The organism is Arthrobacter oryzae (assembly GCF_030812315.1).
Taxonomy (GTDB): Bacteria; Actinomycetota; Actinomycetes; order Actinomycetales; family Micrococcaceae; genus Arthrobacter; species Arthrobacter oryzae_B.
The window spans coordinates 251,600-268,342 of record NZ_JAUSSM010000008.1; the positions used below are offsets into that span (position 1 = coordinate 251,600).

The following is a 16,743-nucleotide window of genomic DNA, read 5'->3' on the forward strand; positions in this document are numbered from 1 at the left end:
CCGTGACCGACATCGACGGCGGGACACCCGAGCAGCCCCAGGCGAAACTCGCGCGGAAGCTGAATCTCCTCCTGGATCTCTTTGAGGCCCAGGGGTCGTCGCCCCTGACGTATCCGCAGATAAGCCAGCACATGTCGGACCGGGGAACGCCCTTGTCACGTTCGCGTTGGGCCTACATGCGTGCGGGGGACGGTCCCATGGCGACGGATCCGGCACTCCTGCAGAACCTTGCCGAGTTCTTCGGCGTTGACCCCAGATACCTTTTGGACGACGACGGCGACGTTCCCGACTTGGTGGACGCACAGCTCCAACTGCTGCGAACTCTGCGGGAAAACCGCGTCAAGAACTTCGCGGCACGGCAACTTCAGGGGATTTCCCCGGAGACGCTGGTGCGCCTTCGTCAGGCCATCGACGAACGCCTGAAGGCTCCCGAGGACGACGCCGATGCGTAGGGCTGTCCTAGGTGTCGCCATCGGTTGTGGTTTGGTCAGCGCCGCGGCGTTTCTTGGGGCGGCCTATTTTGCTCGGGAAGTTGTAGTGCCGAAGACGTGGCGGAGAGAGGATCTGCAGATCCGTCGGGTGTTCCGCGATGCAGACGAATCGCCGCTGGTAGAGCTGCCGGCGTCGGCACGGACCACGGTTCCAGGCCGTTACAGCATCTGGTTTGCCAACGGCACGGGCCACGCATGCATTGGAGAGATCGTGTCCAGGGACGCAAGTGCCGGCACCGTAACCCGACTTGTTGAACGGGTTGATTCGGGGGATCTGCTGACAGCCAGGGCAGGCATCTGGAGCGGGTACGTCTATCCGACGCCGGTTCCGTTGGGGCTGCCCTATTCGGACGTCGATATTCCAACCGATAACGGCATGGCTCCGGCGTGGAAGTTCGCGCCCACCCGTGCGTCCGGGGATTCCTCCACCTGGGCCATCCACATCCATGGCCTGGGTGGGTCCAAGGCCGGCGCACTGCGGGGTGTCCCCGTTGCCGACCGGTTGGGGTACACGTCCCTGGTCGTTTCATTCCGGAACGACCGGGATGCGCCTGCATCCGCGGACAGGCGGTACCACCTGGGGGAGACCGAATGGCACGATGTTGAAGCTGCGGTCTCACATGCTGTGAGTCAGGGTGCACACAAGGTTGTGCTTTTCGGCTGGTCCCTCGGTGCATCCATCGCCCTTCAACTGGCGGCATCATCGGAGTTTCGCGACCGTATTTCCCGGCTGGTGCTCAACGCACCCGTTATTGATTGGCGAAGCACGTTGTTGGCGAACGCCCGATCCAGCAGGCTTCCAGGTTGGGCTGCGCAGCTTGGGCTGCAGATACTTGAATCGCCGGGCGCGCGCTGGATCAGTGGTCTGGGCACTCCCTTGAGCTTTCATACCCTGGACTTCTTGGCCCGAGCGGACGAACTCAGTGTCCCGACACTTGTCATCCACAGTGAAGCAGACCGGTCAACGCCCTTTGCCATTTCCCGCGAGTTCGTCACGCGTCGCCCCAACCTGGCAACGCTGCTCACCTTCCCGTCCGCGGAGCATACGCAGGAGTGGAATGCCGACCCGGACGGGTGGGACGCGGCGGTGTTCGACTGGCTGCGGAACGGCCCGCCGTCGTCCACCGCCGTATCCCAAATGACTGCCGGCTTATGAGGCTTCGAGGCCCCGGGGCCGGAAGGCCCGGTCTTTGTCCATGTTCCAGCCGGCGACCATTCCGGAGCCGATCATCATGTCGCTAAGCCTGGCCAACCGGTAGGCGGGGTCGGCTTCAAGGGCGAGCTGCAGGAACTGGTGGGCCTTGCTGCCCCTGCCTTCCCACCAGTTGACGTAGGCGATCGCGGTGAGGATGGGGGCGGAGTGGTCGGTGCTGCTGTGGGTGTAGGCGTGGAGCAGCAGCTGCTGCGCCCACTCAACCCGGGACCACTGCGGTTTGCCGTCGGTTTGGGCGAGGAGGACCCGGTCCATGGGTTCGTCGATTCCCGGGATATCGGCCATGAGCTGATCCCGGACGGCGGGGACCTGGAAGTTGGCAATCAGACTGATGGTCTGATCATCGTCCGGGTAACTGATCGCCTCGAGCATGCCGGCCCACAATGCCCTGCCTTGCTCGAGCGCCTCGCTGCCGTTCATCCGGAGGATGGTTTTCACCCGGTCATCGACGGCGTCCGCGGTTCGGGTCTCTTTCTTGGAGGTCGGGAGGGTGATGCAGTTGGTCGGTTCGATGGTGCTGCCGCGGTAGACGAATTCTGCGTTGATCTGGCTGGACTGCGTGGCGCTCAACGGAAGAGTCACGCTGACACGGGGGTCGCCGTCGTACGGTGAAACGGTGTCGTCTCCGACGAGGAGTCCGTCGCGGAGGGTCATGCCGCGTTCGGCCAGCGCTCCGGTGAGTGCTGCGATGGTGGCGGCGTGCGGCCTGGGCTGGCCGGGTTTCTGAGGCTCGGAGGTGTACACGGCGAAAAGGACGCTGGCGGCGCTGGTGTCGTGGGCGAGGTAGTCAGCGACGGTGCGGGCATAACTAAGCCCGCCTGCTCGGGTGGGGAGATCGACCCTGAGGGTCGCTCCGACGCGGTTGGCGTCCAGGGTGATGCACACGAGGCTCTCCTGGGGCCAGAACCCGAGCGTGTGCCCGACGAAACTGAGGACGTCGGCGGGGGTTTTGATGGTGAGCGGTTCCATGATTCCTTCTCCTTCAGCAGCTGGCGGGCACCGGGGTGTGTCTGTCAGAGTTGTGCGTCGTTCTGATAGAGGAGTCACCGCTGGGTGTGAGGGTCCGGAGTGCAACTTGGGGAACCGGGAACGGTCCGGAATTTCGGGAGGGAATAAGAGACGGAGGAGCGCCGAACGAAATTACGGGCCGTGAGCGGCGCATGCCGCCCTGGTTGCGCGGAGGACCCGCCCAGCGATGATGGGCATCAGAATGACAAACAGCGAAGTTGCTTCTGCTGGTTCATGGACGCGGGGGAGTGCGGCGGCATGACGAAGGGTCGCGGGCCCGGAGGTTTACCAACTGTTGAAAGAGCTCTGGACAAGTGGGAAGAGACTGCAATACCGCCGTTAGGGCCACCGGAGCTGGCGGCGATGGCCGAAGGTCGACCGGTTGTAGGCGTGCTGATCCGAAGGCATTGTGCCGTCCGTGGCGCACTTGGCGCACCGTGAGCGGGTTAAATTGCTGGCAGGGCACATGCCTAAGAGGAGGCCAGGATTTATGGCGAAACCAGACAGTGGGGAAGTGGGGCCGCGGTATTGCGTTGGAGGACCCGCTTGGGACGCTCGCGACATATCACCGGTGGATTCATTCATCGCGACGCACCACGTAGGACCCACTCGCCCGGAAGCTCCCGATGGCAAAGTACTGCCAGCGTAAGATAGCAGGCTTCTCGCACGTCGTCCCTCGACCGCGTCCGTAAGCCGATCGGCTTACGGACGCGAGAGCAACATTGAGCGATCACATATGCCGCCGAGACACAGTCGTATCCATGGGACGAATCAAAAAGTGTAAGGCTGCAAACTAAGAGGTTCTGTAGCCACCGTCAGATTTAGAGGAATCGAACCCTATTCTGACAGCCTCAGCCTATCCACCTGACGTCAGGAAACGGTGTGCCCCAACCTGACGAGGTCAGCGACCCAGGCGATGTCGTTTCTGAGATCCTCCGGGCAGTGCGGGATCCCGTCCGTGCGGGGATAGTGTCAAATACGTCGCCGAAACCGGCGCTTCCGGAAGTAACGCTTGGGCTTCCATAGCAGTTCAAGAAGGAAGGGAAGATCATCATGGTCCCGAATAGAAAATGGGCCTACTGCGATAGTGCAGGTAGCGCTCACGGGCCTGCTTGTACTCTTCGAGGTCGTCCAACATGACCTTCATTCAGGAACACCATCTGAGGCAAAGCCGTCCGCGTTCGCGCAGTGAAGCTTGTAGGAGGATTGCGCGAGAAGACTATGTCGTGTCCGCGAACGACGTCGGCCTCCTCGTGCGCCGCACCGACAAATTGGTCCCCGGACATCTGCACCGTTCCGTTCTCCCAACCCGCGACATCCAAGCCGTAACTGGCACCGGCGGCCGCGATGGCGCTGGCGGCGCAGAACGCCGGGTGCTGTGTCCCCCCGTTACCCCCCCGACCGAATCGGCGCTTCGGCTGGCCCTACTAAGCGCTGGCTCTGTAAAGGACACCGCGGCAGCCAAAACCTAAGTCGAGAAACTAGTCAAGGCATCTGCGCGGCCGGAGGCGAACAGGCTCTACCGCACCGTCTGCCGGTGGTGGAAAGAGATCGAGGTGCTGATAATCCCCCGGCGCCACGACGGGCAAGGTCGAGGGGCGAATAACACCGCCATCAAAAACATCGAATGCACCGCCCGCGGGTACCGCGACTCAGACAACTGCAAATCGGTTCTTCTCGTAAAAGTGCGGTCCGAACGGCGGCATGACGCTCATTGCAAGGTTCCATCTCCTTACGAACCATCAAGAGCCGCCAAGGGTTCAAATACCCCGGTTGGACCGCCTCGCTCCAACAGGAACAGGTCGGGAATGCAGGAGGCCGCAACTACCATCGGCACGAGCCAACTGAGCAGCTTCCGTGGGTTAGTTTGAGGCTGAACGTGTCGCGGAGTACGGATTGGCCCTTGCCATGACTGATGAAACGGGTCGTGGGGTTAGATGTCACCAACTGTCCGTGTAGGCAGCAGAAGAGTGACCACCTCGTCTGAAGCGTCTCCCGCTCGGCGTAGCACAGGTGCGCCCGGGTCCACGGAATGATTGTCCCTCCGGAACGTCAGCACCAGCTCATGGTCGCCGACGACCGGAGCGATGCCAGCGGTGAACCCTAGGAACCAGCCGGTGCCGTCCGGCGCCCGCAGAGTTCGAAGGTTCGTGTCGGCGACGGCCCTCCAGGCGACCGGCGGGCGGAACCGGCGACCGTGTCCGAGGCTACCGTCAGGTGTCTGCAGCCGCAGGTCAACACCGTCCGGGGGGAACGTCGGCGTGCCCACCTCGTCGAACCGAGCGACGTAACGGTCGCTGGGTCCGGTGTTGGGATCTGCTGCACGGTTGCCTGAATGCAGCAGGATAGATCCGCCCGGCGGCACAGGCTCGGGACCGAAAGTGTAGTGGGTAGTCCAGGTTGGCCGCCCGCAGCGGAGCCGGATGAATGTTGCATCCGGGTCGCCGGCGCGGTGGGTTCCAAATTGCCCGGCCGTGAGGGCGTCGTCGTGCACGGTGAAGAGTCTCTCGCCGTCGATATAGCCGGACAGGTGTTGACCGAGGCACTCCAGCACCATCACACCGTCCCACGGAGCCATCCTGCGCGGTCCCTCCCATAGGGCCACGGGAGCACCGCCCGACAGTCGCTCCAGCCGAACCATACCTATGGGCGCGTCGATCGAAAAGCGGTAGTGGTCTTGTGGTCCCGCATACCGTGCTAAGAGCCCGACGACGCCGGTACCCGAGCCACGGACGTGCGCACTGACGCGGTAGTCGGTCCAAGCCTGGTCGCCGGCCACGACGTCGCCATCGGTTCCCGCCGGCACCTCGAACGGCTCGACCAGCCAGTCGTCGAACGCGAGGGACCCGTCGAACACGCGCACTTGTGAGAATCGGGCCGGTCCGGCGGCGTCGAGTGCGACCCGGCCGGCGGGCAGCGCGGCGTCATCGACCTCGAAGATCGGGATGTCGTCGACGAACCCTCGCAGGGTCGAGCCTGTCGCCACGATCGCGAGGTCGCGGCCGGCCGCCCACGCGGCGGCCGTAGTCGGCGTCCGCCAGAGCACGGTCTTGACGCCCCCGGACACTAACTCCAGCCGGTGCTCGCCCGCGCCGAGATCAACCCGCCACCGGTAGTGCGAGGACGGGTCGGTGTACCGGACGACGAGCCCGGCCACACCGCCCGGACCGGGCCGCAGCCGCGCGGTCAGGACGGTGTCGGTCCACGCGGATGAGCCCGCGACTGCGAGACCCGTCCCGGACGCCTCGCTCTGGACGAGGTCCGCCCCGTCCATCCGCCAGACAGCGGTCGTCGTTCCCGGCACGTCGACATCGGTGAACGCGGCGCGGTTCCCGGCGGCGAACCGGTCCCGGAGCAAGGCCAAGGACTCTCGTGGCGGCGCGGTGAGCTCGATGCGCTCGAAGCGCGCGCTCGGCGTGGTTCGAGCGAAGTGGCCGACCGCGCCGACCCTGTGGTCGCCGTGGTCCAAGTCAAACTGAGGTGACGCGCCGAGCCAGCCGCGCAGCCGGGTGCCGACGGCGTCCACTGTGAGCAGGTATGTCTCACCTGCGGCGAACCCGCCGGGCCGCTCCCACAGCACGGTCTCATTCCCCGCGGTGCGCCGCACTAGCCGGCGGCGGTCGGCGACGGAGTCCAGCTCGAAGCGGTAGTGATCGTTGTCACCGCGATACCGGAACACCGCACCGACGACACCGGGGTCGTCGGAACCGAATTGCAGCGTCAGCCGGTAGTCCGACCAGCCGCGCTCGTCCGAGATCGCGGCGGTGTCCACCGATCCTGGGGCCTCTTGGGTCAGGACGCCGCGGGCCAGCCGCCAGTCGGACGACTGGCCCGGCGCGAGGTCGCGGATCACCCACGGCCCCACCCGGCGGGTCCGGTCAAACACCGTGAGGCCGGTGAAGCGCGCGTGTGCAGCGTCCCGGCAGTACAGTGCCACCCGGCCGCGGGCCAGCGACGCGTCCGAGACGGTGAACAGCGGCTCGCCATCGAGCACCGCGCGCAGTTGAGGGCCGATCGCCGTGATGGTCAGTGCGTGATTCTGTCCGGGGGACTCCCGCACGGCGTCGCGCCACAGCACTGTCGCGACGCCGTTCTGCATCCGCACCAGCCGTCGGCCGGCGCCACGGTCCAGCGAGAGCCGATAGAAATTGGCCTCATCCTCGTACCGGAACAGAAGGCCGACGGCGCCGCCGTCGCTGGTTCCGAGATCACCGAGTCGCAACGCGACCTCGACGTCCTCCCAGTCGTCAGCGTCCGCCGGGCCGCCTCTTAGATGGGTGCCGGGACGGGCGGCACTCGGGCCGCTGAACCGGACAACCGCGCCAACGTCGTCAACGGTCCAAACGCCGCCCCCGGTCACCGCGGCGATCGCCACGGCGCCCCGGCCGGTGGGCTGCCAGGCCCTGCCGTCCCAACGCAGCAGGGCATGGCCGCCCGGCGCCGCGGTGGTGCCGATCATCCAGTGCCGGCCGCTATCGGCATCGGGCGCGATCGCCCGGGCGCTGCCCGGGAACGGCTGCCAGGCGGCACCGTCCCAACGGAACACTGCGTTGGTGTCGTCGACGATCCACGGCACGCCGTCGGACCCGGCGGCGACAGTGACCGCCCCCTGGCCGTCCAGCGGCTCCCACACCCCGGTGGATTTGCGGTCGATCTGCACCTGTCCGCCGCCGGGTACGGCGACGGTGGAGACGAGGAACAGCGCCCCACCCCCGGCGGCTATGTCAGTACCCGTACCGGCGCTTCCGATCCAGTGCAGCGGACCGGGGATCTGCGGCATCCAGAGCCAGATCTGTCCGGTCGCGTCGAGCGCCCACAGCCCGCGGTCCGTCGCCGCGATGGCGGCCACGCCGATGCCCGGCGCCGGCACCCAACCGGCGCCCAGCCGCCGGTGTGCCGTGAAACCACCGGCCTGCGGCGGATCCGCGCTGAGCCAGACCGGCCCGCCGGGCGGTGCCGAGACCTCGCGCGCGTACGGGGCCGTAACGTCCGCCCAAGTCTCGTCCTCGACGCGTACGGCCGCCGACTGCGTCACGACGCCGGCCGCTGCTGCCCACACCGATGGCCCCGAAACCACGCCCGGCGCGTCGACAGCGCTGAACCCTGCCAGGGAGCCGAGCTCGGGGCGCCACAGCACGGGGTCGCCGGACAGGGCTGTCACCTGCAGGGCCTCGAAGTGCGCCCCCATGTTCTTCCATGCGTAGAAACCCACCCTCCCGGCGTTCAGGTCGCCGTCGCGGACGGCGAACAGGAGCTCGCCGTCGAGCCAGCCGACCAGCTGCTCGCCGAAGGTTTCGAGAACGACTCGGTAGGAGTGGCCCCGCCGGGGCAACCGCTCGGCGTCCTCCCACAGCACGGACGTGATGCCGCCGACCTTCTTGGTCAGCCGCCGGTAGCCGTCCAAGAGAGCCATCGAGAACCGGTAGAAGTTCTGGCCGTCGCGGTAACGGAAGACCAGTCCGATCGCGTCGAAGTCCTCGCTGCGCAGCATCGCCTCGATCCGCGCAGCGGACAGCACCGGCGCATTCAGGATGGCCATCGTCCCCGGCTTATCGGGGTTGTTGCTCGCAACGAAGTACTGTCCGGTCTGCACGATGTGGCCGTCCGCGACGGCCCAGGCAGACGGGAACAGGCTGGCGTTCTCGTCGTCCACGATCGTGTACCGGTCAAGCGCGTTCGGCCCGAAGTCCTCGGTCAAGACGACGCCGGCCGCCGCGTCACCGGCCGTGGCGCGCAGCAACGGTTCCACCTCGCGTATGGCCAGTGCGCCGGGTATCGCACGCCGCTCGATCCGGTGACCATCGAGGTCCGTCGCCGCCCTCGAGAGGACCGTCACTGTCTCGCCGTTGGCCGAAGTCGTGCTGAATGTCGCGCCGACCAGCTTGAGTGCGGCCGGTGGGTCGGGCGCCGGGGCGGTGTCGTCCGTGGCGTGGAGCGCGAGCGAGACCCGGCTCCAGTCGACGGGTTCCGGACTGCGGATGAGCCAGCCGGCGAGCCCTGTCGCGGGCTCGATTCGGGTCACTTCGACGGCCTCGACGGCCGCGGTGGCGGCGCCGCCCAGCACTGTCTGGGCGAGTGCGGCGTAGGCCCGGTGCTCAGGCTCGGTAGGCGCACTCGCCGGCGGCACCGCCGCGGCGATCGCGCCCGCGGCCGTCGCCGTCGAGCGCCACACCTCGTCGGGGTGGCTGTGCACCTGGTGTTCGAAGGTGGCGAACCGAGACGTCGTGAACGAGAACCGGTGCACGACCGGTGCGTCGTGGCTCAGGTCGTCAACCCGGACGTCGGAGAACAGGGCTCCGGGGTTGGCCCGGCAGTACAGGCCGATCCGGCCGGTGGGCAGCACCGCGTCGCGCACGTCGAAGACGAGGACGCCGTCCTGATGCACCCGCAGCGCGTCACCGACCGCCTCGACCGTGATCGCGTAGTCGTTCCGGAGGCCGTAACTCCACCGGTCCTCGGCGAGCACCGTGTGCACGCCGTCCAGTACCCGGACCAGCCGCCGACGGCCGGCGGCGCGGTCCATCGAGAAGCGGTAGTAGCGCGACGGTCCGGCGACCCGCACGACAACGCCGATAGCTCCGTCGGCGGCCGACCGCAGGGTCACGGCGAGCCGCAGGTCGCTCCAGGTCGCCGCGCCGCGCAGCAACATCGTGCCCGGCCGTACCGGGTCGCGGGGATCGTCGCCCGTGGTGCGGATCCCCGAGGTCTGCGCCACCCCGATGAGCTGCGGAAGCTGCCAGCCGCTCGTTCCGGTGACCGCCGGGACGCCGTCCACGGTAAGCGTCCGGGCGGCGACATCGACGGCGGCCACCGGCCACCGGCCCGAAGGGCGGGCGGTGTCCGCAGCGAGCACCACGACGTCGAGTCCCGGCACGACGCCGGTGAGGTCCGGTGCGCCGTCGAGCCGCACCGCCGAACCGGTAACTGTCGCCGACGTCCCGGCCAGCCGGGGGTGCCGCACCGCCTTCCACACGGACGGGCCCTGGGCCTGCCCCTGGTCGAGCACCTCCCAGTCGCCGGTGCCGGAACGGAAGTCGTCGTGCAGCAGCAGCGGGATCAGCCGCGCCTCGTGGACGGCGTCGGCACCGAGCACCGTGCCGGAACCGACGGTCAGCTGACGGTCCGGTGCGAAGGTCCGGGTGAGGGCAGGGACACACGCGCTGCCCTCGATGAGGGTGCTCCATTGCCGCTCCGAGCGGGTCAGATCGTGCCTGGCGTCGGTCCACTCGGGGGTCAGCGCGAGCAGCCGGCCGCCGGTGTCGCGGGCGGGCTGGTTGTTGGAGTCGAATACGTACAGGCCGAGGTCGCGCCCCGCGAGCCTGTACATCAACTCGGCGTAGTCGACGTCGAACCGGATGGCCACATCGTAGCCCCGGTACACCGGGCGGGGGAGCGCGGGGCGGTCGCCCGCATCCGGAACTGTCGGGGGCATGGTCTGGCCCACGTAGGGCGTGAGCGTACCGAGCGCGCCGCTGTCGTCGCCCGTGATCGCGGCAAGTCCCGGGGGGCCCTCCGTACGGAAGTAGCCGTACTCCAGCTGGTCGCGGTCCAGCCCGTAGCCACCGCCGGCGATCGATGTGTAGCCCGCCATCGGGTCGTCGCTACGGGCCTGCAGCAGGGTGCCGACCGTCAGCCGGTAGACGGTGTCCGGGTACAGCACCGCGCCGGTCTCGGACCACCGCTCCAGCTCCGACACCAGGTGCTGCACCAGCTCCTCGCGGCGGGCGACCTCGGCGGGGTCCGGCGGCAGCGTGAAACACACCGATGTGACGCAGACCCGGTCGCCCGGGTTGCCGATCACCACCGACCCGAGGTCCGAGCCGGTAACCCGCACGAGGCCGTCGGCGCCGACCGATGTTGCGGTCTTCGTGCCGTCCGCCGTGACGGTGGTCGCGGGCGCCGTGCGGCAGACTTGGTGCAGCGCAGCCTCGTCCGACGGCGCGTCGACCACTACCCGGATGATTCCCGTGCCGCGCAACGTCAGGGTGGCGGCGGTGACGCCGGGCGGAGTGCGGTCGACGGCGACCCCTCCGCCCAGGGCGTCTAGCCCGGTCGCGGTGACGGCACCACCGAACGCGGAGACGTCCAGCTCCACTTCGACGGCCGGCCCGTCCAGGTCGACTTCCAGACGACGGCCGCAGTCCAGGCCCACCCGGCCGCCCCGTGTCACGACCGTGATGGAGGCCGCGCCGGGAACCTCGAAGCCGAGGCCGTCTCGCGGTAGCGGGTTGGCGGTGACGCCGGGAGCGAGTCCGGTCAGGTCGGTGCAGCGACGGACCGGCCGCACGGCGTCCGGCGGCAGCTGCACCGTCACCGTGGTGACTCCGGGGGTCGAGCAGGTGACGGTCACCGGGTTCGGGTAGGTGCCTTGGGAATCGACGTAGCTGCCCGATCCGCACAGCGCCTTCGTCATCCCGCCGACCGGCCGGTCGAGCAGCACCACCTCCCGCGGTCCGCCAGGCCACGACAGCGTGACCTCCGGATGCGCGGGACAGTGCCATGGTGACGCGACGAGGTCGCCGACCCGCAGGTCGCGGAAGTCGCAGCAGAAGCGTCGCGCCGGCACGGGGGGAGGGCACGGGTAGAACGGGAACGCCGCCGTGAACCACTCGTCCCACGCCTGCCCGGTCTGCCGGCTGGCGTCGAACGGCGTGCGGGACCACACGAGAAGCTTGGTGTTGCCGACCGCGGCGGGATCGCCTGCGGGCAGTGCGGGGACCGGCGCCCAGGCCCCGTACATCGTAGGCAGCGCGGGGCGGGCCGGATCCAGCGGGGAGCGCGCCACGGCCTCCCACGTTCCGCCCCCACCGGTAGCGGGCCGCCATCGGCTCAGCTCGAGGGAGCGCAGCACCGTGCGGATCTGCACCGGACCCTCGCCGGCCACAGGATCCCCGATCCACTCCCAGCCCTCCTCGGCCCCGGCCGCCCCGGCGTTCACGCCCAAGCCCGCGGCGTCCACCACCGGCCGGCCGAAGGTGAGCTGGGGCCGCACGTCGAGAGGGACGACCGGCAGCCCCGCCGGCGGGGCGGCGGCCGGGTCGAGCGGCGGGACTGCGCCCACCGGGGCGAGGAACCCCGTGCCGTCGTCGACGTCGGGACGCAGCAGCGCCACGCCGTCGCGCGGCAGCCGCCACGTCGTGGTGACCTTGGGATGCGCGAGCGAGAGCTCGGTCAGCGGCGTGGACAGTGGCGGCGGGTCGGGGCGCGGTCCCCACTGCTTCGTGAACGTCTTGTGGAAGTCCGGCAGCGGCCACGGCAGGTCCACCGTGATCTCGAGCTCGAGCCGCAGGATGAGCGGCTCGAAGACGTCGGCGTCGAGCCGGGCGTCGAGGCCGAGGCCGAAGCCGAAGCCGAAGATGGTCAGCGCGAGCTTGCCGTGCAGCCAGAGGCTGCCGTGGAAGTGCGGTGGCTTGAAGCTCAGCAGTGCGGTGCCCTCGATCCACGCCTCGAACGTCAGCGCGAGGGGACCGAAGTGCTCGTCGGCCGTGTAGCCGACCCAGGCCCCCGTGTAGAGCCGGTGGGCGTTGATCATGAACCAGGCTTCGGCTTGGAAGATCTGGAAGATGCCGGCGCGGATCCGCTTGTCGCGCGGCTTGTCGGAGCCGACGTTGAGGTACCAGGCGCTCCCGTCGTGGAAGTCAAAGAACGATTCAACGCCACCCCGGATCTCGATCAGCTCGCCCTCGTCACCCGTGCGGTAGAAGGCGTCCAAGCCGAACATGAGGCTGCCGGAGCGGAAGTCGAGGACGGCGAGGGACCGGAACGTCGGCTCGGCGGGCCCGCCCAGCTCGGCCCGCTCCTTGAGCAGGTTCGCCTTACCCTCCAGCAGGATGATCGGACCGGGGAAGGCGATGACGAGCAGGATTCGGCCCGCGAACGTGTATCCGTTGTCCGACTGGGTGCCGAGTGTGACACCGGCCCCGAAGGCCAGGCTGCCCAGCTTGTTGTCCCACTTGTGCGCCAGGTCCGCGACCCCCGGCGTGGGTTTCTTGTACCAGTCCTCGTACCAGTTCTGCTCCGGCCGCCGGTTGGGCTCCATGTTGAGCGCGAAGAGCCCGGCCATCCCGTAAAGGCCCAGGCCCGTGCTCAGCAGCGGGATGCCGACCGGCAGCTCGACGCCGATGTAAATGGCGAAGAACCCGTACATGTCGCCGCTCGCGGAGTCGAGCGCGCGTCCGATCACGAGCTGGGCGTCGACCTCCAGGTCGAGCGCGATCAGCCGCAGCTGGATGGCGCCGTCGAACCGCTGGCCGCCGCCGGGCAGGTCGCGGTAGGACACCAGGCCCTTGAACGAGACCGCGTCCGGCACCTCGAACTCAACCGAAACGCCGTCGAGGCTGACCCCGACGTCGCCGGCGTCGTCCCAGCTGATCCGCAACCCGTCGACGGAGGCCCCGGCGGGCATCCCCTCGAGCAGCTTGAGCCCGCCGGAGAAGCCGACCCAGTGCCGTGCGTCGTCGGTGACGCCGAAGCCCAACCGGGTTACCTCCAGCGCGAAGCCGTTGAAGTCCAGGACGACCTGGTCGGGCAGGTCGAGCCAGCCCCCGGCCAGCTTGACGTGCCCGGCGGTGTCGATCGAGAGCTCCTTGACCGTGAAGGTCGGCCAGTTGACCGGCTCGACCAGCGGCGTGACGGCGCCGCTCAGCGAGAAAGTCGCGAGCCCCTGCTCGACGCCCACCTTGAGGCCGTCCAGCCGCAGCCGGAGGACGTCCTCCAGCTCGACCTCCGCGAGGCCGCCCTCGGCGGACAGGCCGATGGTGAACGCGCCGTCGAGGCCCAGGGCGAGCTCGACGTCCACCGGCTGGTCGAAGAAGGGCAGCGTGAGGCGGGCCTCGATGCCGAACTCGACCGGGGTGTTCTGCACGAAGCGCACCTTCGCGGAAAGCAACTCGATGTCCACGCCCAGCAACGATCCCCTCGCGCTGCCGTCGTCCCATGTGACGTCGAGCTCGCCCGAGAAGCCGCCGCTGCCGATGGTGCAGTCGACGAAATCCAGCCCGCTAGGCACGGCGGGGAAGTCCAGGTGCGGCAGGTGTACCGCTGCGTGAGGAATGTGCACGCCGCGCCACCCCTGGGGGCGCCCGGGCGGCGGCTGCGCGGAGTCGTCGACGTGCAACCGCACCGCCTGGTCGGCCTCGACGACGATTCCGGTGTCGCCGATGCCGAACGCGTCGATCTCGATGCCTGGCGCTCCGCCGGCAAAGCTCAGCTCCACCGCGCCCGTGGTGTCGACGGCCAGTCCGAGGCCGTCGAGGCGGATCTCGAACGGCAGCGGCGCTCCGGAAGGGTCCGTCCGGACCATCCACCCGCCGTCCTCGTCCCACTTCATCGGGCGCAGCAGGTCTTGCTGCATCCGCAGCGCAACGTCGACGTCCTCGACGCTGAACGACGTCGGGTCGCCGAACGCGGCCGCGACCGTGAACCGCGCGCCGGGCGGTGCGAGCCCGGTCTGCGGGTCGCGTTTCGGCGCGCCGAACACGACCGAGAACCCCTTGAGGCCGGGGATCCAGAGGGACAGCTCGTCGAGCAGGGCGACGCCGAGGCGCAGCCGCGTACGGCCCTCGGCGTCCTCGTCGTGCCGGAAATCGGTGAGCCCGATCCGGTCAATCATCGGCAGGTCGTCGTCCGTGTCGCCGAACTCGACGAGGTTCGTGGGCCAGGGCAGCGTGTAGCGCAGCGGCACGAAGCCGAGGAGGTCCTCTTCGTCAGTCGACATAGTCGAACGTTCCGGTCGCGGGCAGGTCGGTGTCCGTCTTGACCACGGGCACGACCTGGTCGTGGAGGTAGAGGCGGGCCGCGCCAGGAAAGCTGCTGGTGTTGGTGGCCCCGAGCGCCGCGGCGGCGACGGAGATCGTGATCGGTTGGCCCGTGATGGTCGGCGACACCCGTGTCGCCCGCCGTGGGCCGGTGAACCGCAGCACGTACAGGCCGCCACCCTTGCCGGGGTCACCGGTCTGGCCGGGCAGCATCACGGCCTCATTGCCGGCGATGCTGCTCGCCGCGTCGATCTGCAGCACGGCCCGGTCGAAAGCGAACAGGGCCGGATCAAGCAGTACGTTGTTCCAGTCGAACGGTGGCTGGGTAATGAAGGGCGGCCATCTGGAGAGCAGGTCCCCCTCATCCGAGGAGATGAAGTAAACCCCGCCACCGGCGAATCCCCGGGCGTGGTTGCCCTGCACGGAAACCCCCCGCAGGTCGAGCAGGGTTGTGTTCCGGCTGGAGATCCCCCCGCCGCCGCTGCGGTTCGTCACGACGGCAGCGACGTTGGAGGTGTTGTTGCTGACCCTACCGCCGCGGATCCGCAGCTCGCTGCGCATCGTGACGCGGATGCCGCCGCCGTTGTTCGCCGACCGGTTGTTATTGATGACCGTGTCGATGAGCAGCACGTTGGCGGCGATCGAGACGTACAGTCCGCCGCCGTCATCGCCCGCGTCGTTGTTCTCGATCCTGGTGCGGACGATCCGCACGTGGTTCGCGCGAGCCCGGGCCAGCTGGGCGGGGTCCCAGCGCGTCGGTAGATCCGGGAGCGTCGTCCTGCGCAGTGTCTCCAGATCCTCTTGGGAGTTGACGCAGACCGTCACGGCGATCCCGCCGCCGTCACCGCGTAGGTTGTCGGCCAGCGGGTCGTTCAACGATCTCGGGTTGTCCACCTGTTGGGGGAAGTTGCGCTGCACGGTGCAGTCGAAAATGGACGGCCAGCCGTAACCCCACACCCCGATCCCCGAGCCGCGGCCCATCGCGTGGTTGCGTTCGATCAGGCACCCGACAATCGCGGGCGACGCGTGGTAAGCGCAGATGCCGCCGCCGTACCCCTCCGCGAAGATGCCACCACCGCCGGCGACATTCTCCCGCAGCACACAGCTGGAGATGACCGCGTTGTGCACTCGGTCGACCAGAATCCCACCCCCGGCCCCTTTCGCGTTGCGGTGCGGTGCGAGCCCGTTAACCACGGTCAGGCGGCTGACGTGGGCGATGCCGGCGGTGACACCGCTGATTCGGATCGGGCGCCGCACCATGCCGCCAGTGATAGTCGGGTAGCCCGGCGACGGGTCGGTCGCCTTCTTCGTCGCCGTGCTCGTCAGCGACACCGCTTTGGTGATCTCGACGCTCTCGGCGTACGTCCCCGCATCGGCCACCAGCACCGTATCACCGTCGGCGGCCGCGGCGACCGCGGCAGCGATCGTCTTGCTCGCGGTCGCCGGGGTGGCGAACGGTGGCACAGCCGAGCCGGCCTTGGCGACGAACAGCACGGTGCCGGTGCCGGCCGGCGGGTCGCCCGTGTCCATCTGCGCCGGCAGCAGCGCGTTGCCGGCAGCGATCCAGCCCTGCGCGTCCCAAAGCGCCAGATGGTACGCGAGGTTGTGGAACAGGACGGGCGCCGGGTCGACGCGCTCGACCAGCAGGACGGTGCAGCGACGGCGCCCTGTCGCGCCTGGGCCGCAAGTTCCTACGCGCGTCCCGGCCTTCACACTGACGCCGAGCGGGATCCCATCCGCGAGCCACAGGTCGGCAAGCTGCTCGACGGTGGCAGCGGCCGGACTCCCGGCGTCCGGAACTCCGGCATCCAGAGCCGCCGCCTTCAGCCGCTTACGCACTCGATCCCGTTCCTTGTCCTGCTTCAGCGCGAGAACAACGGCAGCCCGGGCGCTGTCCGCCGGGACATTCTCGTAGACGACGAACGCCGGCTGCGGGTACCAGGCGGGCAGCACGCCCTGCGCGCGGGCGACGGTCGTGGACGGGCCATCGCCACGGGCCAAGACCACGCGGCCGGGGGCGCCCGAGGCTCCGGCTAGGAAGCGGATGGAGCCCACGGTCATCGCCAGCAGCGGCGCGGACGGCGACGCCTCGGGCATGTCGAACGAGAGACCTCGGGAGAACTTCCATGTTCCGTCGAGGTACGGGCCGAACGGCCGAACAGTGACGGCCGTGGCACCCGTGAGGGCCGAGGCGTCCCCGATCACCGGCGCGGAGTATTTCGCCAGCGAGGTCAGCGCCTCGCCGAGCCGGTCGAACCAGATCTCCTTCGGCATG

Annotated in this window: 5 protein-coding genes and 1 pseudogene; 3 read left to right on the forward strand and 3 right to left on the reverse strand. The window is 68.6% G+C overall.

What is annotated here, in order from left to right:
* Positions 1–2: 2 nt before the first annotated feature.
* A complete protein-coding gene (locus J2S97_RS17115; protein ID WP_307051138.1) occupies positions 3–452 on the forward strand; it encodes a hypothetical protein in 450 nt (149 codons plus the stop codon).
* A gap of 127 nt (positions 453–579) precedes the next feature.
* The gene (locus tag J2S97_RS17120) at positions 580–1,647 is read left to right on the forward strand and encodes an alpha/beta hydrolase (RefSeq protein WP_307051139.1); all 1,068 of its coding nucleotides are present in this window, start codon (positions 580–582) and stop codon (positions 1,645–1,647) included.
* Here the strand turns inward: J2S97_RS17120 and J2S97_RS17125 are convergent.
* Positions 1,642–2,673 carry a DUF4192 domain-containing protein gene (locus J2S97_RS17125; RefSeq protein ID WP_307051140.1) on the reverse strand — a complete coding sequence of 344 codons (1,032 nt, stop codon included), beginning with the start codon at positions 2,671–2,673 and terminating at the stop codon, positions 1,642–1,644. The two genes, J2S97_RS17120 and J2S97_RS17125, sit on opposite strands and share 6 nt — an antisense overlap.
* A 1,577-nt stretch (positions 2,674–4,250) precedes the next feature.
* Between J2S97_RS17125 and J2S97_RS24015 the strand changes: the two are divergent.
* Positions 4,251–4,583: pseudogene (locus J2S97_RS24015) on the forward strand (hypothetical protein); the annotation flags it as partial.
* Positions 4,584–4,645: 62 nt separating this feature from the next.
* On the opposite strand, the gene J2S97_RS17130 reads toward J2S97_RS24015, so the two are convergent.
* Positions 4,646–14,428 (reverse strand): hypothetical protein, encoded by a 9,783-nt coding sequence (locus J2S97_RS17130; protein ID WP_307051141.1) that lies wholly within the window; start codon positions 14,426–14,428, stop codon positions 4,646–4,648.
* Complete coding sequence (locus tag J2S97_RS17135; protein ID WP_307051142.1) at positions 14,418–16,742, reverse strand: right-handed parallel beta-helix repeat-containing protein; 2,325 nt, start codon at positions 16,740–16,742, stop codon at positions 14,418–14,420. The genes J2S97_RS17130 and J2S97_RS17135 overlap by 11 nt, the downstream gene beginning before the upstream one ends.
* Between the last annotated feature and the right edge of the window lies 1 nt (position 16,743).

Bases quoted from the DNA above. Each gene is read 5' to 3' on its own strand.
- J2S97_RS17125 (WP_307051140.1), bottom strand. From the start codon at position 2,673: ATGGAACCGCTCACCATCAAAACCCCCGCCGACGTCCTCAGTTTCGTC.
- J2S97_RS17130 (WP_307051141.1), bottom strand. From the start codon at position 14,428: ATGTCGACTGACGAAGAGGACCTCCTCGGCTTCGTGCCGCTGCGCTAC.
- J2S97_RS17135 (WP_307051142.1), bottom strand. From the start codon at position 16,742: ATGCCGAAGGAGATCTGGTTCGACCGGCTCGGCGAGGCGCTGACCTCG.